Annotated in this window: 21 protein-coding genes; 20 read left to right on the forward strand and 1 reads right to left on the reverse strand. The window is 42.4% G+C overall.

The window, feature by feature from the left end:
* Positions 1-12 precede the first annotated feature (12 nt).
* The 3 genes from NRI27_RS00875 to NRI27_RS00885 all read left to right on the forward strand — a co-directional run bounded on the left by NRI27_RS00875 (position 13) and on the right by NRI27_RS00885 (position 2,770).
* A complete protein-coding gene (locus NRI27_RS00875; RefSeq protein ID WP_371389176.1) occupies positions 13-267 on the forward strand; it encodes a hypothetical protein in 255 nt (84 codons plus the stop codon).
* A gap of 165 nt (positions 268-432) precedes the next feature.
* A complete protein-coding gene (locus tag NRI27_RS00880) occupies positions 433-1,137 on the forward strand; it encodes a gamma-glutamyl-gamma-aminobutyrate hydrolase family protein (protein WP_317942511.1) in 705 nt (234 codons plus the stop codon).
* 28 nt (positions 1,138-1,165) lie between these two features.
* A complete protein-coding gene (locus tag NRI27_RS00885; protein ID WP_371389177.1) occupies positions 1,166-2,770 on the forward strand; it encodes a gamma-glutamyltransferase family protein in 1,605 nt (534 codons plus the stop codon).
* A gap of 268 nt (positions 2,771-3,038) precedes the next feature.
* Here the strand turns inward: NRI27_RS00885 and NRI27_RS00890 are convergent, their stop codons facing one another.
* Positions 3,039-5,021 (reverse strand): methyl-accepting chemotaxis protein, encoded by a 1,983-nt coding sequence (locus NRI27_RS00890; protein ID WP_371389178.1) that lies wholly within the window; start codon positions 5,019-5,021, stop codon positions 3,039-3,041.
* Positions 5,022-5,274: 253 nt separating this feature from the next.
* Here NRI27_RS00890 and flaG point away from each other — a divergent pair, with 253 nt between their 5' ends.
* The 17 genes from flaG (at position 5,275) to NRI27_RS00975 (ending at position 21,620) form a co-directional block, all read left to right on the forward strand.
* A complete protein-coding gene (gene flaG / locus NRI27_RS00895; RefSeq protein WP_371389179.1) occupies positions 5,275-5,643 on the forward strand; it encodes a flagellar protein FlaG in 369 nt (122 codons plus the stop codon).
* Between the two features lie 12 nt (positions 5,644-5,655).
* On the forward strand, positions 5,656-7,179 hold the full coding sequence (locus NRI27_RS00900; RefSeq protein WP_371389180.1) for a flagellar hook-associated protein 2: 1,524 nt from the start codon (positions 5,656-5,658) through the stop codon (positions 7,177-7,179).
* A 62-nt stretch (positions 7,180-7,241) separates the two neighbouring features.
* Positions 7,242-7,643, forward strand: a complete 402-nt coding sequence (gene fliS / locus NRI27_RS00905) for a flagellar export chaperone FliS (RefSeq protein WP_317942516.1) — start codon at positions 7,242-7,244, stop codon at positions 7,641-7,643.
* On the forward strand, positions 7,640-7,993 hold the full coding sequence (fliT, locus tag NRI27_RS00910) for a flagellar protein FliT (RefSeq protein WP_371389181.1): 354 nt from the start codon (positions 7,640-7,642) through the stop codon (positions 7,991-7,993). The genes fliS and fliT overlap by 4 nt, the downstream gene beginning before the upstream one ends.
* 386 nt (positions 7,994-8,379) lie before the next feature.
* Entirely contained in the window at positions 8,380-8,574 is a 195-nt protein-coding gene (locus tag NRI27_RS00915; RefSeq protein ID WP_371389182.1) for a hypothetical protein, read from the forward strand.
* Between the two features lie 37 nt (positions 8,575-8,611).
* Positions 8,612-8,992, forward strand: coding sequence for a PilZ domain-containing protein (locus tag NRI27_RS00920; RefSeq protein WP_371389183.1), 381 nt, complete (start codon positions 8,612-8,614; stop codon positions 8,990-8,992).
* Between the two features lie 130 nt (positions 8,993-9,122).
* Positions 9,123-9,686 carry a ribosome hibernation-promoting factor, HPF/YfiA family gene (hpf, locus tag NRI27_RS00925; protein WP_371389184.1) on the forward strand — a complete coding sequence of 188 codons (564 nt, stop codon included), beginning with the start codon at positions 9,123-9,125 and terminating at the stop codon, positions 9,684-9,686.
* Positions 9,687-9,878: 192 nt separating this feature from the next.
* Positions 9,879-12,386 (forward strand): preprotein translocase subunit SecA, encoded by a 2,508-nt coding sequence (secA, locus tag NRI27_RS00930; RefSeq protein WP_371389185.1) that lies wholly within the window; start codon positions 9,879-9,881, stop codon positions 12,384-12,386.
* A 92-nt stretch (positions 12,387-12,478) separates the two neighbouring features.
* Positions 12,479-13,580 (forward strand): peptide chain release factor 2 gene (gene prfB / locus NRI27_RS00935; protein WP_371389657.1). Its coding sequence is split into 2 segments (ribosomal slippage): positions 12,479-12,550 and positions 12,552-13,580, totalling 1,101 coding nucleotides; the frame shifts between segments, so codons are not numbered across the junction.
* A 233-nt stretch (positions 13,581-13,813) separates the two neighbouring features.
* Complete coding sequence (cccB, locus tag NRI27_RS00940; RefSeq protein WP_371389186.1) at positions 13,814-14,140, forward strand: cytochrome c551; 327 nt, start codon at positions 13,814-13,816, stop codon at positions 14,138-14,140.
* Positions 14,141-14,697: 557 nt separating this feature from the next.
* Complete coding sequence (gene ftsE / locus NRI27_RS00945) at positions 14,698-15,384, forward strand: cell division ATP-binding protein FtsE (protein WP_371389187.1); 687 nt, start codon at positions 14,698-14,700, stop codon at positions 15,382-15,384.
* On the forward strand, positions 15,374-16,258 hold the full coding sequence (gene ftsX / locus NRI27_RS00950; protein ID WP_317942523.1) for a permease-like cell division protein FtsX: 885 nt from the start codon (positions 15,374-15,376) through the stop codon (positions 16,256-16,258). Before ftsE ends, ftsX begins: the two co-directional genes overlap by 11 nt.
* Positions 16,259-16,327: 69 nt before the next feature.
* Positions 16,328-17,614 carry a murein hydrolase activator EnvC family protein gene (locus tag NRI27_RS00955; RefSeq protein WP_371389188.1) on the forward strand — a complete coding sequence of 429 codons (1,287 nt, stop codon included), beginning with the start codon at positions 16,328-16,330 and terminating at the stop codon, positions 17,612-17,614.
* Positions 17,615-17,833: 219 nt separating this feature from the next.
* Positions 17,834-18,643: an SDR family NAD(P)-dependent oxidoreductase gene (locus NRI27_RS00960; RefSeq protein ID WP_371389189.1), complete on the forward strand. Its 810-nt coding sequence runs from the start codon at positions 17,834-17,836 to the stop codon at positions 18,641-18,643.
* 211 nt (positions 18,644-18,854) lie between these two features.
* A complete protein-coding gene (locus tag NRI27_RS00965) occupies positions 18,855-19,514 on the forward strand; it encodes a hypothetical protein (protein WP_371389190.1) in 660 nt (219 codons plus the stop codon).
* Positions 19,507-20,106, forward strand: coding sequence for a peroxiredoxin family protein (locus NRI27_RS00970; protein ID WP_371389191.1), 600 nt, complete (start codon positions 19,507-19,509; stop codon positions 20,104-20,106). Before NRI27_RS00965 ends, NRI27_RS00970 begins: the two co-directional genes overlap by 8 nt.
* Positions 20,107-20,177: 71 nt before the next feature.
* The gene (locus tag NRI27_RS00975; protein ID WP_371389192.1) at positions 20,178-21,620 is read left to right on the forward strand and encodes a S41 family peptidase; all 1,443 of its coding nucleotides are present in this window, start codon (positions 20,178-20,180) and stop codon (positions 21,618-21,620) included.
* The last annotated feature ends 171 nt before the right edge of the window (positions 21,621-21,791 follow it).

A 21,791-nucleotide genomic window follows, 5' to 3' on the forward strand; every position in this document is an offset into this window, starting at 1 on the left:
GGAGTGATAAAGATGAATCCCAATAACGAAAATACAATTATGCAAGCAATCATGCAATTATCCGGTCAACTGAAAGAGATGAAATTGGAGTTGATTGGGGAAATGCAAGCGATTAGACAAGATTTGAACAGGGTGGAGGAAAGACTTAGCCAAGATTTGAAAGAACTAGATGAAAAGGTTGACCTCGTTGATGCAAAACTGGATGTATTATCTAAAGCATTGATAACGACGCAAGCGGATGTTCTTCGATTAAAACAAGCGAAATAAATCAAATAGAAACTGCAACTACTTCTACCATTTGTCCTCGTGCCAATGGTGTTTTTTTAGCTAAAATAAATTGATTAAATGTTCGAATGGTTTACTATATAAGATACAACGATGAATAGTCTACTAGGGAGGGCTGCTCGTTTTTTAGTAAAAGGGGGAAAGTGTGTGAAGCCGATTATTGGGGTGACGACGGATGTGGATAATGCGGGAAACCACCTGACGAATGCGAGTTATATTGACGCGATTCTAAAAGCAGGAGGGGTACCAATTATCCTGCCGACTGGAATTGATCGAGATGTGCAACAGCTTTGCAACATGTTGGATGGTTTGCTATTGACGGGCGGAGGAGATGTCGATCCCGTCCATTTGGGTGAAGATCCCCATCCGAAATTAGGTGAGGTAACGCCTGAACGTGATTCTGTTGAATTGTTGCTAGCGCGGCAATTCTTGAATGCGAATAAACCGATTCTTGGAATTTGCCGGGGAATGCAATTGTTAAATATCGTTTTTGGCGGCGGGATTTATCAAGACATGCAAGCGCAGTATGACAAACCGTTACTCCAACATATACAGCAGTCAAAAAGGTGGTTTACTTCACATGAAGTGAAAGTGACACGGCAAACGAAGTTCCATGCGATTGTAGGAATGGATGTTATTCGAGTCAACTCTTTTCATCATCAAGCGGTTAAAGATATTGGTCGACCGCTCGTTGTATCGGCAATTGCAAATGATGGCATTGTTGAAGTGATTGAAAGTACAGCGCATGCATTTGTCATCGGGGTTCAATGGCATCCTGAAATGCTAATGATGAAGGGAGACGTTTATTCTAACCGTTTGTTCGATGCATTTGTGCGAGCGTGTAAAAAGTAGATTTGTAGACAACTTGGGGGAATGCATTATGGACTATTTATACAATCCGTTTCAAACGACTCGGCATGCAGCATTTGCAAGAAGAGGAATGGTGGCGACGTCTCAACCACTCGCTGCACAAGCAGGCATTGAAATAATGCGACGTGGCGGCAATGCAATTGACGCAGCGATCGCGACAGCTGCGACGTTGACCGTTGTAGAACCAACGTCTAACGGAATTGGCGGGGATGCGTTTGCACTCGTTTGGATGAAAGATCAGTTATATGGATTAAACGCATCTGGACCCGCGCCTGAATTACTCACAGTGGAAGCTGTGAAAGCAGCTGGTCACGAGAAAATTCCTACGTATGGCGTGGTGCCCATTACCGTACCAGGCGTTCCCGCAGCATGGGCAGAACTTTCGAGCAAGTTTGGTAGGCTTTCTTTGTTAGAAACATTGGAGCCTGCCATCCGCTATGCGGAAGAAGGTTTTCCATTAACGCCGATTCTCGGGAAGTATTGGGAAATTGCTTATCATAAATTCAAAAATGCGTGCAATGGTTCAGAATTTGAGGCGTGGTTTAATACGTTTGCTCCAAATGGACGTGCTCCTCAAACGGGGGAGATTTGGCGTTCGCCCGATCACGCGAAAACGTTACATGCAATTGGAGAGACGAATGCTAATGCATTTTATCATGGACATCTTGCGGATGAAATTGATGCTTTCATGCAACAGCACGGAGGGTTTTTGCGCAAAAGAGACTTGGCGAATTACAAAGTTGAGTGGGTTAAACCGCTTTCGGTGAACTATAAAGGGTATGACGTATGGGAGATGCCGCCGAACGGGCAAGGAATGATTACGTTAATGGCGCTCAACATCTTTTCTGAAATGAACTCCGCTGTCCCGAATGATGTGCGCTCGTTACATGAACAAATTGAAGCGATGAAACTCGCCTTTATCGATGGGAAAGCCTTCATTTCCGAAGAAACGGACATGCCTGTTTCGGTTAAGACGTTATTGTCACAGGCATATGCAAAACGGCGAGCTGCCGAAATTTCGGAGCGTGCGTCAATTCCGGCTCCCTATGATTTGCCAAAAGGAGGAACAGTCTATTTAGCGACAGCTGACGGGGAAGGGAATATGGTATCGTTGATCCAATCAAATTACATGGGATTTGGTTCTGGCGTTGTCGTACCGGGAACAGGTATTGCGCTACAAAACCGTGCCGTCGATTTTTCGCTTGAACCGGATCATCCGAATGTGTTGAAATCAGGCAAACGTTCCTATAACACGATTATTCCGGGGTTCTTATCGAAAGACGGACAAGCAATCGGACCGTTTGGCATCATGGGTGGATTCATGCAACCACAAGGTCATTTCCAAGTGATCATTAATACGCTGGACTACCAGTTGAATCCGCAAGCGACGCTGGATGCACCAAGGTGGCAATGGGTAAAAGAGAACGTGGTGCATGTTGAACCGAACTTCCCGAACCATTTGGCGCAAGCATTGACGCGCCTCGGCCACCAAGTCGTCCCGACACTCGATAGCGGATCGTTCGGCAGAGGGCAAATCATTTGGCGGAATCCTGCAACAGGCGTCCTGTCTGGAGGTACCGAATCGAGAACGGACGGCGCCATTGCTGTTTGGTGATAAATGCATATGAAAAACGCCTGGCGACAGAGTTTGGCTTGTCGCGCAGGCGTTTTTTGTTTGGGTTTTTCCAAGCTGTATGTGTGTGTGCGAGTTATTGATCGAGTTCACAATTTATTCGATTGGATACGCAGAGTTATCGGTCAAGTTCACAAAGTTATCGATCAAGTTCACAAAGTTGTCGCCAAATCGGGACCTTCCGACTACCAAAAATGTATTGCTTCCTCATAAAAAAACTCTCCTCAACGCTCCAACGGCCACTCAACCATCAAATCTTAAATTGTCGAATCGTTTTCGTTAGTTCTTCACTCAGGTCCGTCAGCGTTTCTGCGGCTTCTGTAACGGATTGAATTGCCCGTAACTGTTCATCTGTTGAGGCACTCACTTCTTCACAGGCGGCAGCCGTTTGCTGAGATGTTGCGGCCATCGTTTGAACGATGAGGGAGACGTCGTCTTTGTTTTGTGTCACTTTGTTAATTTCTTGTGTAACGGAATCGATAGATGCTTGCATGTCTTCCATTAATACTGTTAGTTCTTTAAAAGAAGCTTCCGTTTCTTCTACAACTTTCCCTTGGTTGCGGAATGACTCGATAGTTTCCGTCATTTCAGTGGAAACGAGTTTCGATTCGTTTTGAAGTTCTGTAACCGTTACTTTGACATCTTCTGTGGCAGCTGCAGATTGTTCGGCTAGTTTACGAACTTCCTCTGCAACAACTGCGAACCCTTTCCCGTGTTCTCCAGCCCGCGCTGCTTCGATGCTGGCATTCAAAGCGAGCAAGTTTGTTTGTGATGAAATGTCAGTAATTGTTTCCATCACCCCACCAATCGCTTTCACTTTTTCACCAAGTGTCATAATGGATTCGCTCATGGTTTGGAGTTTTAAGCCTGAAGAAGTAAACGTCTCTTTCAGTTCAGCCATCTGTTGTTGACCGTTTGCGTTCATTGTTCCAGTCTGCTGTGCGATGCCCGTCATATCATCTGCACGATTATTGATATCATTGATTTGACTACCTAGATGTTCAGTGCGCTCCGATACCATTTCAGAATCCTCCGCTGACTTAGCCGCACCTTCTGCAATTTCTGTCACGGCATGTGCCACTTGTGAGCTGGAAGCGTTCGTCTCTTCAGCTACGGCACTTAAATTCTCAGAGTTTGAACGGACTTGATCAGCTGAAGTGCTCACAACTGTAAGTATGCCTTTCATATTGGCAATCATCGTATTGAAATTGTCTCCGAGTTGCCCAATTTCATCTTTCGATTGAATATCCGACGTTACAGTCAAATCGCCTTTTGCCACGGTATCCATCAGCGTTTTAAGTTTACCAATCGGTTTAATCATTCGAGAAATGACGAAGTACATTGCTACAGATACGATGATGATCGTAATTAACGATATAATGAGCATGGACGTACGAAGATCGTTCGCCATTCCCATTAGCTTGTCTTTCTCATAAACTGCGATGACTTTCCATCCGAAGTCTGGAAGTGTCGTAAACACATCGACTTTATCAATTCCTTCTTCGTCTGTAAATTCAATATCGCCGTATTGATAGTCATATAACTTCTGAACATAAGGCGAATCCATTAAACTCTCACCGTTTTTAGTTGGGTGAGATAAAGCTACTCCATCATTATCTAATAAGATGGTGAAGCCGTCGAAAGGTAATTTGTTTTTATTCAACTCGGTGGTCAATTCAGTTAATAAAATATCGACACCAACAACCCCAACAATTGAGCCATTTTGTTGCACAGCGTGAGATGCGGTAATGACAAATTCTCCTGTAGAGCTATCAATATAGGCGTTTGACCAGTGGACTTCATTTGGAGAAGCCATCGCTTCTGTAAACCACAACCGTTCATTTACATTCAGGTTGCTCGTGTCCGCTGCTGGATAGATAGCAATTGAATTTGAAGGGGTTGCAAAATACGCGGATGATGCATCTGAATAGATTGCTTGGAAACTTTTCAATTCATTTACAAGATTCGTCTGTTTGGAAATCTCTTCCTCGTTTGCTGTAGAAGATTGAACAATCTCCGAATTTGCGAGCTGTCCAATTCCTTTAGCGTACTGCTCAAAATAATTTTCGATGGAACTACCAGCTTGTTGGATCGTGGACTCGCTCATGCTGATCACGCGTTCCACTGATCTTTTCTTCACTTGATCATTGGTCATGTAAACCATTAGAAAAATTCCGAGAAGAAATAGTAAAATTGCTGTAATAATGATTTTCGTGCGAATGGATTTAAACATGAAGGACTTCCTTTCTATACATATGTACATATGGTTCTTCGGTCGAAAAAGTGTAATGTTAACATGTAATAATTACTAATTTGTTTACAATGAAAATACATAACTGTTTAGATTAAGGAAATGGCTAGATTTGTTTATTCCAACGAGTGTGTCAGAAAAACGGTTTGTTTTTATCAGTTTTTGACTCAACAACTAAATCGATTTGCCGATAAAGAGAGTAATGGAGTGCTCACAAACGGGGAGGTTGACGTGTATGGTAAGTCGAATTGGGGGAAGTACTGGACCGCAACAAGCAGGAGCAATTGTGGATAGTACATTGACAGAAGCTACTTTAAAAGTTTCTGAAGTGCAAGCGACACCGCAACAAACTGAACAGCCGGTAGAAGACAAACAATTGCCGATTGAAAAAGCACAACAAATGACAGATAGTATGAATAAATTCTTGGAAAGTGCGAACACCCAACTGCGATTCAAGTTGCATAACGAACTGAATGAATATTATGTAACGATTGTCGATGCGAAAACAGACGAAGTGGTCCGAGAAATTCCTTCAAAAAAATTGATGGACATGCATGCAGCGATGAAGGAATTTGTCGGATTACTCATAGACCGCAAAATCTGAGGAGGATGAACGATGCGAATTAGTGGATTAGCAACAGGGATGGATACCGAACAAATTATTAAGGATATGATGACAGCTCATCGAATTCCGTTAGATAAAATAACCCAGAAGAAGCAATATTTGCAGTGGCAACTAGACGACTACCGCAGCATGAACCGAAACTTGCGCGATACGGCTTATAAAGTGTCCGATACGATGGGCCGTCAAGCGACGTTCATGCAGAAGACAGTGAGTATTTCAAATCCAGATGCTGTGGGGATTAAGGCTACGAGTGCTACTGGAGAGTTTTCTGGAACGATTGAAGTTAAACAGTTGGCGACGCAAGCGAGTTTGCAGGGGGGCGCATTAGTAAGAACAGACAATAACCCTACTACCGCTGATACAAAAATTTCGGATTTAAATGGTGTTCCATTAAGTGACAAAGCTTCTATTACAATTACTGCACCAAATGGCAAATCGGCAGAAATTGAAATTACTAATGACGATAATATTGGATCGGTAATTAAGAAAATCAATGGGAATGCGGAAACAGGTGTTACAGCGTTTTTTGACTCTCACACTGGAAAGATTGCCCTTACTTCCAAGGAGAGTGGAGCTGGTCAGATTAAGATAGCGGGTAACGGCGGTGCAGCTGATTTACTCAAATTAAGCAATGCTGAACCAAAGCCAACTGATGGAAACCTGGATAATAGTAAGGCATATTATTCCGAAGGTCAAAACGCACAATTCACCTTCAACGGCCTAACAACCGAGCGCTCCTCCAACACATTCAACATCAACGGCTTCGAAGTGAACTTGAAACAAGTCACAACAGGACCTGTTACATTCAGTTCTGCGCCTGACACGGACAAAATAATGGAATCGGTCGTGAAATTTGTCGATGATTATAATAAACTAATTGATGAATTACATGCGAAAATTCGTGAGCCGAAGTACCGTAATTTCCAACCGCTTTCAGATGAGCAGAAGAAAGAGATGAAGGAAAAGGAAATTGAACTGTGGGAAGAGAAGGCGAAGAGTGGTACGCTTCGTAATGATCCGACAGTTGCAAGTATGTTGACAGAACTGCGTCAAATGATGAGCAGTTCCGTGACGATGTCGGATGGTACAAAAATTAGTTTAAAAGATATTGGTATTGAACCGATTAAAGATTTTAAGGAAAATGGTAAGCTGAAGATTGATGAAGATAAGTTAAGAAAAGCAATCAGTGAAAATCCGAACCAAGTGTATGAAGTGTTCGGCAAGCCTGCTAAAGATGCCGACAAAGGCGGAATCGCGGCTCAATTCCGTAAGACGGTCGATAATACGATTTCAGTTATCTCTCAAAAGGCCGGGTCGACTGGGTCAGTAAGTGATTCGTTTACATTAGGGCGTACGATGAAGAGTATGGACAAGCAAATTGAACGCTTTGAAGATCGTTTGAAAATGACGGAAGACCGTTTGTGGCGCCAGTTTACGGCAATGGAACGTGCAATCCAACGTGCAAATGCGCAATCTGCAAGTTTGATGGGTGCTTTTGGTGGCGGCGGCATGTAAGAACGGCTTAGGTGATTGCTACTTGATTTTTGGCAAACCAATAAAAGGAGTTTTTAAAGAGCATGGCAATGAATAATCCATATGCAACGTATCAGAACAATTCGGTGAATACGTCGACTCCGGGAGAATTGACGCTGCTGTTATACAACGGATGCTTGAAATTCATTCAACAAGCAAAAAAGGCATTGGAAGCGGGTAATATTGAAGAGAAAAATACTGCTACGCAAAAAGCACAAGCAATTGTCTCAGAATTGATGGTGACATTGGATCAATCCGTCGCAATCTCGGAAAACATGATGGTCCTTTATGAATTTGTGAACCATCGTCTGTTAGAAGGGAACATAAAGAATGACCCTGTTCTTTATGATGAAGCGGCGAGTATCATTACGGAGTTTCGGGATACGTGGAAGCAAGTTATTCAAATCAATCGTACAAAGCAGTACGGGAAAATGGATGAAGTATGATTCGCGCATCACTGCTCCGTTGGCAGGAAGTGTCCCGACAAATTCTGACGGTTTCCGCGAATACGAGTGAAGAACAACGAGATGACGCGATTGAGAAAATCTCTAATTTGTTGGATGAACGTGACAGGTTACAAGCTGACATTGCACCACCGTTTACACAAGCGGAAGATGAATTAGGTCAATCTCTTATGCAACTCGAAAAGCAAGTGATGCAAGCTTTAGAACGGTACAAACAAACGATTCGTTCCTCCATTACAGCGACACAATCGAAAAAAGAACATGTGAAAAGCTACGTCAATCCTTACGCGAACGTATCGCGTGATGGGACGTTCTATGATACGAAGTCATAAAAAAAGTATGAATTAATTTTGACTATACACAAACCGACCATTATTTTGGTCGGTTTTTTCACAATTAGACAAATGACTATGTAGAAGAGTAATCAACAACTGCTACAATTTAACCAAATTATTTCGCACACTTCATTGATAATATGCAGAAAAAACAAAATGTTATAGTCTGATGAAAAAAGGGAAAGTAATTTGGAAACAGTAAATAAATAATCAATCAATCATTCATTCATCATACTTTTAAGACGTATAAATTCTCCGTGAACAATAGTTGTTCGAGTTTATGAGCACAAGGGGTACTAACATCTAAAGCGGAGCATAAAATTCAACAAATGCAGTCGGTCTTGGATCAATTCCATGTACAATTTCAACAGTTCGAGGTGAAAATGAAAGTGATTACGGATGAAACTTCCGATAGCGGTGAGATGACAACCAACTTTGCGGATTTGCTTGCTCAGTCGAGTGCATCGCTTGAAGAAGTGAATGCAACTGTGCACACTGCAGTTGAAGATAATGAACAAATCATTAGCACGTTAGAGGGAACAATGAAACGGACAAAAGCATTGGTTACTATTCGATAAAGTTGGTTTCATTTGGTATAATAAAGAGGAAGATTGGATGAAAAGTGAGGTACGGGATATGTACTATAAACGACACGAATATTTTAGGTATGAATTCGATGAGCCGTTGGAAGCAAACTTTAAAATGCTCTTGGCTGAAGGGGCGTTTGAATCCAATCCGGGGTTGTGCCGATTAGTGGATATAAGCCCAGGTGGTTGCAAAATGATCACCAATTACGAATTTCCTGACGTTCGTGGCGCCGTTCATTTACGATTGACGTGCACACTATTTAAAGAACCATTGACGATTGATGGCCAAATTGTATGGAAAAAGAAAGACAAGGAAGGCTATCAATATGGAATGGACTTTATTGAAAATCCGCTGATGGAAAAATTGATTGTCGACGAATTAAAGTTGCGCAGACAATCAGAAAAATAAAACGGCAATAAACAAATGTGATCCATTTCGTCACATTCTGACAAGATTTTAATTTTCCTTCAAAAAAAAGAAGGAGATTGAAATAGATATGTAGAAGTATACAGTAAGGTTAAACAAAGGAGGAGTTCATATGCTAGACTTTAACATCCGAGGGGAAAACCTTGAGGTAACTCCGGCAATTCGTGAGTACGTCGAGAAAAAGGTTCAAAAGCTTGAACGATACTTCACAGAGGGCGCAAATGCTACGGCCCACGTCAACCTGAAAGTGTATAATGACCGGCAGACTAAAGTGGAAATCACAATTCCTATGAAAAATTTGACACTCCGTGCAGAGGAACGACATGATGATATGTACGCTGCAATCGACTTGATTGTCGACAAATTGGAACGTCAAATCCGTAAATACAAAACGAGAGTAAACCGTAAGTTCCGTGAACGTGAAGGTGTAGCTGCCTTCCTACAATCGGTGGAGAAAGAGAAGAATGTGCAAGAGGAAGCTGCGCATGATGAGGCTGAGTTCCAAGTTGTTCGCACAAAACAATTTGACTTGAAACCGATGGACCAAGAGGAAGCAATCCTTCAAATGAATATGCTCGGTCATAGCTTCTTCATCTTTACTGATGCAGAGTCAGACGGCACACAAATCGTTTACAAACGCCGCGACGGAAAATACGGCTTGATTGAAACAAACTAATAAGGTTAACCCCTTTCCCTGGAGCAATCCAGGGTTTTTTTTGTTCAATTAACGTTTGCATGTAATTGGAGCAGATTGGAAAATTATTGTACAAAAAGGATTCCTCTATTTTACAAAAAGTGCACGGACTATTTGCACCGCGCTTTTTACAATGTTAAAATGAAGGGTGAACTTAATGAGGATGTGACTTGTATGCTTGGCGTATTGAATAAAATGTTTGATCCGAATAAGAGAGATTTAAAACGATTAGAAAAAATAGCTGATTCAGTAGAAGCGCTTGCCGGCGAGATGGAGCAATTGTCTGATGAACAGCTTGCCGCAAAAACAGCGGAGTTTAAAGAACGTGTTGCCAATGGTGAGACATTGGATGCGATTCAACCTGAGGCATTTGCAGTTGTTCGTGAAGCGGCAAAACGCGTGCTAGGGATGTATCCGTTCCGCGTCCAAATAATGGGTGCGGCCGCATTGCACGAAGGGAATATTGCAGAGATGAAGACCGGGGAAGGGAAGACGTTGACGTCGACACTTTCTGTTTATTTGAATGCGCTTGAAGCAAAAGGTGTACATGTTGTTACGGTGAACGAATACTTGGCGAGCCGTGATGCAAATGAGATGGGGCAGTTGTTTGAGTTCCTCGGATTGTCAGTAGGGTTGAACTTGAACAGTTTGTCCAAAGAAGAAAAGCGTGAAGCGTATGCAGCTGATATTACGTATACGACGAACAACGAACTTGGATTTGATTATTTACGAGACAATATGGTCTTGTATGAAGAACATAAAGTGCAACGTCCGCTCCATTATGCGGTCATTGACGAAGTCGACTCCATTTTAATCGATGAAGCACGAACACCGTTAATTATTTCAGGACAGGCGGCGAAATCGGCTGAGCTTTATCGATTGGCGAATCGTTTTGTCACGACGTTGAAGAAGGAAGAAGATTATTCGTATGACGAGTCGACGAAAGGTGTCGTCTTGACGGAAGCTGGAATTGAGAAAGCCGAAAAAGCGTTTGGCATTGAAAACTTGTTTGACTTAAAACATGTCACGTTGAATCATGCGATTAATCAATCGTTAAAGGCGCATGCTAGTATGCATATCGATGTGGACTATGTCGTTCAAGAAGGCGAAGTCGTCATTGTCGATTCATTCACAGGTCGATTAATGAAAGGTCGTCGGTATAGTGATGGATTGCACCAGGCGATTGAAGCGAAAGAAGGTTTGGAAGTCCAAAATGAAACGATGACTTTGGCGACGATTACGTTCCAAAACTTCTTCCGGATGTATGATAAGTTGTCCGGGATGACCGGTACAGCGAAGACGGAAGAGGAAGAGTTCCGCAATATTTACAACATGAATGTCATTGCAGTGCCTACAAACCGTCCGATTGCACGTGATGACCGTCCAGATTTGATTTATGCATCAATGGATGGGAAATATAAAGCAGTGGCTGAAGATATCCGCGAACGCCATAAAAATGGACAACCCGTCCTTGTCGGTACGGTTGCAATCGAGACTTCTGAAATCATTTCTAATTTCTTGAAGAAGTATGGCATTCCGCACAATGTCTTAAACGCGAAAAACCATGGACGAGAAGCTGAAATCATTTTGGAAGCGGGTCAACGCGGAGCAGTTACGATTGCGACGAACATGGCCGGCCGTGGTACAGATATTAAACTTGGCGAAGGTGTTCAAGAAGTTGGCGGACTAGCTGTTATCGGTACAGAGCGCCATGAATCGCGCCGTATTGATAATCAGTTACGTGGTCGTTCTGGTCGTCAAGGTGACCCAGGGGTAACTCAATTCTATCTCTCTCTTGAAGATGAGTTGATGCGCCGTTTCGGTTCCGAGCAAATGAAAGGCATGATGACGAAGCTCGGAATGGACGATACAACTCCAATCCAATCGAAAATGGTTTCACGCTCCGTTGAATCTGCTCAAAAGCGTGTGGAAGGGAACAACTTTGATTCCCGGAAGCGGTTGTTGCAATATGACGATGTTTTGCGTCAACAACGTGAAATCATTTATAAAGAACGGAATGAAGTGCTCGCGTCTGACAATATCCGTGAGGTGTTGGAAGGCATGTTGACGAGTGTCATCGATCGTGTCGTTGCGATGCACGCACCGGATGAGAAAGATGCAGAGTGGAAATTAAAAGGACTTGAAGATTTCCTCGGTGCCAATTTGTTACCGGAAGGTGCATTGACGGCAGCGGATATGGAAGGGAAATCTGAAGAGGAATTAAATAAATTGATTCACGATGCGGTCATTGAACGATATAATGAGAAAGAAGCGGAAATGTCCGAAGAGCGGATGCGCGAGTTTGAAAAAGTTGTCTTGCTTCGGGCAATTGATTCGAAATGGACGGATCATATCGATGCAATGGACCAGTTGCGTCATGGGATTCATTTGCGTGCATACGGTCAAACCGATCCGCTTCGTGCGTACCAGTCGGAAGGATTCGCGATGTTTGAAGACATGGTAACAGCTATCGAAAATGATGCTTCGAAATATGTCATGAAAGCAGAAATCCGCAACAACCTTGAACGTGAGGAAGTGGCGAAAGGGCAAGCGGTGAATCCAAAAGAAGACGGTGAAAAAGTGACGAAAAAGCCGGTTCGTCGTGCCGTTAATATTGGACGTAACGATCCGTGTCCTTGTGGCAGTGGCAAAAAGTATAAAAACTGTCATGGCAAGGCGTAAATGCCATGTAAAAAAGCAAAACTTGACTTCCCATCAGTGGCTCCGTCTGCTGATGGAAGTTTCATTTTTATTTTCAGGAGGAAACAACAATGATGGAATTATCCGATGTACGTAATGAGCTTGACAAAACAGCTAAGAAATTAGCGGACTTTAGGGGGTCTCTTTGACTTAGAAAACAAAGAGGCACGAATTCAAGAATTAGATGAAGTGATGCTAGACCCAAGTTTTTGGGATAGCCAAGATGCTGCACAGAAAGTGATTGCAGAGTCAAATGCCCTTAAAGATACAGTCGGCGAATTCAATGAGTTGAACAGTACACAGGAAAACCTGGAAATGACACTTGAGTTGCTTCGTGAAGAAAACGACGAAGATTTACAAGAAGAATTATTTGCAGAGTTGAAAAGCTTTAAAAAGAAAATGGAAGATTTCGATCTCCAAATGCTGTTAAGCGATGAGTACGATAAAAACAATGCGATTTTGGAAATTCATTCTGGTGCTGGTGGAACAGAGTCACAGGACTGGGCTTCCATGTTGTTGCGCATGTATACACGTTGGTCTGAAGATCAAGGCTTCAAAGTGGAAACCCTTGACTATCAAGCGGGTGATGAAGCAGGCGTGAAGTCTGTAACGTTATCCATTAAAGGCCATAACGCTTATGGGTACTTGAAAGCAGAAAAAGGCGTCCATCGTCTTGTCCGTATTTCCCCATTCGATTCATCCGGAAGACGTCATACATCGTTCTCATCTGTTGAAGTGATGCCGGAGTTTGACGGTGATGTAGACGTTGAATTAAAGATGGAAGACGTCAAAGTGGATACGTACCGTTCAAGTGGCGCAGGTGGACAGCACGTCAATACGACCGATTCAGCGGTACGGATGACGCATATTCCAACAGGTGCCATTGTAACGTGTCAAACAGAGCGTTCCCAAATTAAGAACCGTGAGCGTGCAATTAACCTATTGAAGGCGAAGATTTACCAACTTCGTTTGGAAGAAGAAGAAGCACGCTTGTTGGAAATCCGTGGAGAGCAAAAGGAAATCGGTTGGGGAAGTCAAATCCGTTCCTACGTTTTCCATCCGTATTCCATGGTAAAAGATCACCGTACGAACGAAGAGACTGGAAATGTCGGTGCTGTCATGGATGGTGAAATCGATATTTTCATCAATGCGTATTTACGTTCTCGAATTGCATAATGAATTGGAAAAACACACCTCGGTGTGTTTTTTTCATTTCATGTTTGAAATAAGTTAAGATGTGTATAGTAAAAGGTAAAGGCGAACTGGAATTGTACCTACTTAAAATGGGAAACAATGCGAAATGTCACCAATTTGATAAAATTGGATGCTAGGCTTGGCAGTGTACCTTTCCACTCCTTTGGTATACTAAGGGATGTAGCATAGTGAATATTGGATAGGAGGAAAAGAAGATGAAAAGCAAACTTTTAGCAGCACTTTTCGGCGCAACACTTGTCCTCGGTGCATGTGGCGGCGGAGACAAAGCGGACGACGGTGGCAATGGTGACACAGCAGCTGGTATTGACGCGGATAAAGTTTATCAAGCAAACTGTGCAACGTGTCACGGGGGTAATCTTGAAGGACGCGGAAGTGCTCCTTCTTTAGCGAATGCTGGATCTACACATTCTGAAGAGGAAATTCACGATATTATCCAAAATGGACAAGGCGGCATGCCACCAGGATTAATCCAAGGTGAAGAATTGGAAGCTGTAGCAAAATGGCTAGCTGAAAAGAAATAATTTTGATAAAAGCGCAATGGGTGCAAGGCAACCCGTTGCGTTTTTTTTGCGTTGTGGGGTTGATAATTGCGATACGAAGGCATTATGTTGTGATGCGGAGAGAGAGTATTGCGATACGAAGGCATTATGTTGTGATGCGGGGGAGCTTTGTGAAAGATTATATTATGACGCGATTACACGGAAGAGCTTTATCTTGTCAAGTGTTGCAGGGCACAATGAATGGATTGCTTAACTCCGTGAGTTTATCGTACAAAATACTTATGTATTAAAACGTGGGTAAATTTTATTGAGATTCCATCAAACAGTAGAAAGTTGACGTGAATACTATTACGAAAACATTACGTGGAAAATTCGTTTATCCGCTGGAAAGTTCTCGATCTTTCCTAGGAATTCTAGATGCCGTGCATAATCGACTTTTTGTAGTAAAATTCAAAAATCTAGCAAACGATGTCGAACCAAATGAAACATATCTGTAATACTAAGGAAGCAATGACATGTTATAATGAGATTGTTGGAGAAAAAAATGAGGTAGTAAATAATATTCAGGTGGTTTTTACATGATTGTGATGAAAGATGTATATAAGAAATACCCGAATGGTGTCATGGCAGCAAATGGCATCAATGTTGAAATTGGCCGTGGCGAGTTTGTGTATGTTGTCGGACCAAGTGGGGCGGGAAAATCGACGTTTATCAAAATGATGTATCGTGAGGAAGTTCCTACTAGTGGAGATATATTTATAAATGGCATCAATCTTGCAACGCTACGCAATAAGCGAGTGCCGTATTTAAGACGGCAAATTGGTGTAGTTTTTCAAGATTTTAAACTCTTACCGAAATTGAATGTTTACGAGAATGTAGCGTTTGCGCTTGAAGTAATCGAAGAAACGCCGAAGCAAATACGAAAAAAAGTGAATGATGTACTTGCGCTTGTTGGCTTAACGCAAAAAGCGCGCATGTTTCCAAATGAATTATCAGGCGGGGAGCAACAACGCGTTTCAATTGCTCGCTCGATTGTTAACGTCCCGAAAGTGGTCATTGCGGACGAACCTACTGGGAACCTTGACCCGGATACGTCATGGGACATTATGAAGATATTTGAACAAATTAATGCGCGCGGAACGACGATTGTTATGGCGACGCACAACAAAGAAATTGTCAACACGATCAGACACCGTGTCATTGCGGTTGAAGGTGGAATGATCACGAGAGACGAAAGTGAAGGAGTATACGGTTATGAAAGCTAGGACAGCGGGGCGACATGTTAGGGAAAGTTTGAAAAGCCTTGGTCGGAACAGCTGGATGACGTTTGCTTCGGTTAGTGCTGTAACGGTTACATTGTTACTTGTTGGTGTGTTCATCGTCATCATGATGAACTTAAATCAGTTAGCAGACAATCTTGAAAATGATGTCGAAATTAAAGTGATTGCCGATCCAGCTGCGAATGAAGAACAAGTGAAGAAATTGGAAAAAGAAGTTATTAAAACACCGGGTGTCGCGGAAGTCGTTTATTCTTCGAGAGACCAGGAATTAGATAAGATGATTAAATCTTTTGGCGATGAATTGAATTTGTACAAACAAAGCAATCCTTTAGGGGACGCATTTTACGTCCGTGCAGAGGATCCTCACCAAACAGCAGCGATTGCTAAGAAAATCGATACATACGATAACATCTATCAAGTCGAGTATGGTGAAGGAAAAATTGACAAATTATTTAATGTGTTAACGATGAGCAGGAATATTGGGCTTGCGCTCATTTTAGCCTTGCTGTTCACTGCGATGTTCTTAATTTCGAACACGATCCGTCTCACAATCGTTGCGAGAGGACGAGAGATTGAGATTATGAAACTTGTAGGAGCGACAAACGGTTTTGTCCGCATTCCGTTCGTATTAGAAGGGGTTTGGCTTGGAGTATTAGGTTCCATCATTCCAATGGCGGTTATCTCCTTCTCGTATTATGAACTGTACGCACAGTGGGAGCCGAGGTTGCAAAACGAATTATTCCAACTGTTAAGTGCAACGCCGTTCATCTTGCAAGTGAATGCATTGCTGCTCTTTATGGGTGTGTTCATCGGTGTATGGGGAAGTTTCATGTCCGTACGCAAGTTCCTAAGAGCATAATTGTCTATAAAACAATGTTGTTACAATGAAAAGTGACTGTGCCGATTGTAATGAAGGGGGAAAAAGAAGTTGAAGAAGAACCGATTCATGATGGCAGGTGTAATTGCTGTCCTTCTCTTATCATCGATTGTTGGAACAACTGATGCTATAGCCAATACTTTAGATGATTTGAAAAAAGAACAGAAACAGAATGACCAAAAAAAATCAGATTTAAAATCTTCAATCCAAACAAAAGACAATGCGATTAAAGCGACGAAAACAGAAATTCAAAAATTTCTAGATCAGATTTCCAAGCTGAATAAAGAAATAGAAGAAACGAATGCAAACATTAATCGTGTAATTGACAATATCAATAAGACGAATGAAGAAATCGAAGCACTTCGTGCATCCATTAAAGATTTGGAAAAGAAAATCGCTGAGCGCGATGAAGTGTTAAGAGAACGTGTACGTGCCATGCAAGTGAAGGGCGGAAAAGTGAGCTATGTCGATGTGTTACTTGGAGCAAACAGTTTTGCTGATTTCATCGACCGCTTCTCTGCAGTTACGACGTTAATGGACGCGGATCGCGATATTATGCGTAAGCAAAAAGAAGATATGGACCAACTTGAAGCTGAAAAAGCGCTTGTTGAAAAGAAATTAGCGGAGCTACAAGATAACAAAGCGCAACTTGAGAAGTTAAAAGCTGGCCTTGAAGCGAAGAAGCAAGAAAAGAATAAAGTCATCGACCAATTGGAAGCTGAACAAGAAAGACTGTCTAAGGAAAAGAAGAGTTTAGAAGAAGACTATCATGAAGCGATTGAAGTCGAAGCAGAGCTTGAAAAGAAAGTCATTGCAGAGCAAAAACGTATTGCTGAAATCGCTCGAAAAGAAGCAGAACGCAAACGCAAAGAACAGGAAGCTGCACAAGCAGGAAAACCGGGTTCATTGCCAAACGTATCGAATGGCTTTTGGACAAAACCGGCAAATGGAAGGTATTCATCTTCATTTGGTTGGAGAATCCATCCAATCTATGGAACGAAAAAGCAGCACCGTGGAGCGGATTTAGCAGCTCCGATTGGTACACCGGTTGTCGCAGCGGGTGATGGTGTTGTCAACTATGCTGGTAAAATGGGTGGTTACGGGAATGTCATCATGATTACGCATTCCAATAATGGCAACATTTTCACGACGGTGTATGCACATCTATCTCAAATTAATGTAAGTGTTGGACAAGTTGTTGATAAAGGCGGCAGAATTGGCGCAGTCGGGAATACGGGTGCATCAACAGGTCCTCACCTTCATTTTGAGATGCATATTGGAAACTGGACAGCATCTGGTCCGAGTGCAGTAAATCCATTACGTTATGTGTCGTTTTAATATGTAGTTGATTCAATAAAGTCGATATCTAATCCGCATGAAAGCAAGTAATCAATACTTGGCTTTCATGCGGATTTTTGTATTGGCGGGATAATCAATTTTGGGTTGTCAAAACTTAATATTCATAGCCAGAAATAGATTGGAATGTTGAATGATGTCGCTGTTCTTTCATTTGCTTAGATGTTAAACTATTGGATGATAAAGTAAGGAGTGAAAAAGATGGGAAGAGTACAAGATAAAGTAGCATTAGTAACAGGTGGAGCGTCAGGGATCGGTTTATCCGCATCGAATCTATTAGCAAAAGAAGGCGCAAAAGTCGTCATTTCTGATTTTAATGTGGAAGGTGCAGAACAAGCTGCAGAAGCACTTCGCACACAAGGGTATGAAGCATGTGCAGTATTTTTAGATGCAGGTAATGAACAGTCGATTATCGATGCAATTAATTTTACAGTAGAAAAGTATGGAACAATTACGGTTCTTTATAATAATGTCGGTTTGACAAACTTGCAAAAAGACTTGGATGTATTGAACATTGATTTGGACGAGTGGGATCGTTTGATGGATGTCAATGCGAAAAGCGTTCTGATCGGTAGTCGTTATGCAATTCCGCATATGCAAAAAGCGGGTGGCGGTTCGATCATTAATACGACGTCTATGGCGGGCTTTGCAGGAGATGTTGTCAGAACTGCATACGGTGCATCAAAAGCAGCTGTTGCAAATATGACGAAGTATATCGCTGCACAATACGGCAAAGACAATATCCGTTGCAACGCTGTAGCGCCTGGGTTGATTATGACGCCTGCTGCAGAAAGAAACATGCCGCAAGAAGTGCAAGACATTTTTGCGAAATTCAATGCACTTCCTTATCATGGTGAAGCGGATGATATCGGCTACACTGTATTATTCTTAGCTTCCGACGAGTCTAAATTTATTACAGGTCAAACGATTCAAGTTGAAGGTGGCCATTATATTGGAAACCCAAGTATGGCAGATTTCCAAGCGTTCTTGGCGAAAGTGCAAGGAAAATAATCGTCCATCATTTCGATGAGTAAAAAGAGATGAACTTGCTTCCTAGGTGAGCAGGTTCATCTTTTTGCATGACGAAATACTTATTTTTACTAAATGTGACGAGAATATGAAAGCGCTTTGTTATAAATCCTCATCTTGTAGGCACTTTTCTAGCAATAAGAAAAGAATTCCGATACCATAGCCCGTATATGGAGTAAAGGAGTTTACGCCAATGCCAGTAACGGAATATTATTTGATCGGTAGTATAACAGTGCCCTCGAATTGGGTGGCACTCATCGTCGGCTTCCTCGTTGCATATATTGCTATTCGAAAAAGGTATGGCAAACAGCTAGCTGAGCGCTTCAGTGATGCGGTGTTTTACATAATCATCATTTGGAAACTATCGGTCGTAATTACGGATTTCAGTACAGTCATCAAAGCACCTATGGCCATTGTGTATTTTAATGGTGGGATGATTGGTTTTTGTCTCGGATTGGTATTTGTAGCATTACGACTTCTGCTAGATGTGCGAAAAGAACGATTGGATACTTCGGGTGTCATTGGTTTATTTATGGGAGCGGTCGTTGTCCAAGCGGTGTATCAAGTAATGATGGCACTATTGAATGATGGCGGTTTAGTACCTAAAATTGTAACTGCAATCGGCTTTCTTAGTTTGGTCGTTTACCTATGGATTGTGGCTAAGAAGACGGAGGAAAACAGCATTTTACTGCCGATACTGTTCATGGCAGTACACTTTTTCGTCGCAACACTACAGCCTAGAGGGTTAACAGATTCGTCGTTTTTCGTAAGTATGTCAATTGGATTATTTTTTATTGTCTTATTTTGGAGAATGAATGCAAAAGTGATGAAACGGAGGGAATCCTTTGAATAAGAAAGTGATTGGGTATGTAATTGCCGCTTTAGTCATTGGCTCGATGGTTGTCATTATGATTAATAATACGGTGAAAAAGCCGGAGCCGGTGGATACGTCTGGTGTGATTGTGGATAAGCAAGATGGCGGTTCGAGTGATGTATCTGAAGCGCAAATTGGGATTGAGCAAGGGAATCTGCCACCGGATTTCGAGTTGACGACATTGGCTGGAGAACAAGTGAAACTGTCAGAGTTGAAGGGTAAGAAAGTAGTCTTGAATTTCTGGGCAACGTGGTGCCCGCCATGTAAAGCCGAAATGCCGCATATGGAAAATTACTATAACAATAACAAAGACAAAGAAAATGTTGAGATTCTTGCAGTGAACTTGACGAACAGTGAGAATCAAGGCGAAAAAGCTGTTCAGAGTTTTATTGATGCATACAACATTACGTTCCCAATTCCATTGGATGAGCAAGGTATTGTCGGTGAAACGTATCAAGCTTTCCAAATTCCTACAACGTATATGTTGAATACGGATGGTACGATTGCGCATAAGATCGTTGGACCGATGGATGAAGCAATCATGGAACAGTTAGTACAAGATTTAGATTAATAATTGCCGGATTTCTGTTGTCGTATCGACCGCACTCTGTTCATATAGTGAATGGAGGAGGGAAGGTATCGATGCGCAGAAGCCGGTTTTTTTTATTCGCCTTATTAGCAGTGTTGACGACAGGCGTATTTCTAGTGTTGGATGGATGCTCGGTCAGTGATAAGAAAAGTGCTGACACGGCCATGCCGGGCTCGTTTCCAGTCATTGACGAGGCGTATAGCATTATTCAGGAGAATGCAGTATACCCGGTCGAAGGGGACATGCTCGTTGAAGGTGCGTTAAGGGGGATGGCAGATGTGATAGGGGATCCGTATTCGACGTATTTGTCGGAGGAGGAGGCTGCATCTCACAAGGAATCATTGGCAGGAGAGAGAGTCGGGATTGGTGCTGAAATTACCCGTTCAGGTGGAAAATATATTATCGTTTCACCAATTAAAGGATCTCCTGCTGAAAAAGCTGGACTTCAGCCGTATGATGAAATTGTCCGTATTAACGGAGAGGCGTTAGGTGGCTTGAAGTTACAAGAAGTCGTTAAGAAGATTCGTGGCAAGGAAGGCTCGGCGTTGGAATTGACGATTTATCGTCCTGACTTAAATAAGCATCTTGAATTGAAAGTAGTTCGGGAAGTCATTCCTGTGAAAACAGTATCTGCTGAACTGATGGAAGTAAGGGGCGAAAAAATTGGTTACATAGCTCTGACAATGTTTGGCGATGAAACAGCGGATGAATGGAAGAAAGCGACCGACAAAGTGATTAAAGAAGGCGCGGAGGCACTCATTATTGATGTGCGTGGCAATCCAGGTGGATACTTGCGCGCTGTAGGTGAGGTTGCAGGGAGTTTATTGGCGGATGATACGGTTTTTGCCTATATGCAAAATGTCAAAGGGGAATTGACGCCACTCGTTGTAGAGCCGTCTGAAAAGTTTTCGTTTGACGGAAAGTTAAAAACGATGCCGGTTGTTTTATTGCAAGATAAAGGGAGTGCATCGGCAAGTGAAGTGTTAAGTGGGGCATTGAAAGATTTACGCCGCGGTTTCATTATTGGTGATGTGAGTTTTGGTAAAGGGACTGTGCAAGATACGATGGAGTTGTCAAATGGTGGCGAGATGAAGTTGTCCACGCACAAATGGCTGACACCCAAAGAGACATGGATTCATGGGAAAGGTGTCAACGTCGATTTGGCATCTGAGCAAGACAAATTGTTTACAGAGCATATCCGATTCTCTACCGATGTGTATGCGGAAGGCGATTATCATGAGGATATATCCTATGCTCAGCGGTTGCTCAGTGGGTTAGGGTATTCAGTTGGCAGGGATGATGGCTATTTTGATGAATCGACCGTTGAAGCTGTACGTGCATTTAGAATGGAAGCGAAAGTGTCTGAAGAAAATATTATGGATCGGAAGTTTTTTACGGCATTGCGTGAGAAAGTGGAGGGTTATCGGAAAGATAAGGAGAATGACAAGCAGTTGCAAGTTGCGATTGGGTATGTGCATCATTTGTTAAGTGAATGATTGATTGGATGGGCGCTCGTTTGAGAGGACGGGTGCTTTTTTGTTGTTTTTGGATATGGGGTGATTTCGGTGGTTATGCCGTGTTTTACGAAGTTATGAGCCGTTTGAGGGAAATATGCGGTGTTCTACGAAAATATGAGCTGTTTGAGGGGAATATGCTGAGTTATGGCT

This window comes from Sporosarcina sp. OR05, from assembly GCF_041414805.1.
Lineage (GTDB): Bacteria > Bacillota > Bacilli > Bacillales_A > Planococcaceae > Sporosarcina > Sporosarcina saromensis.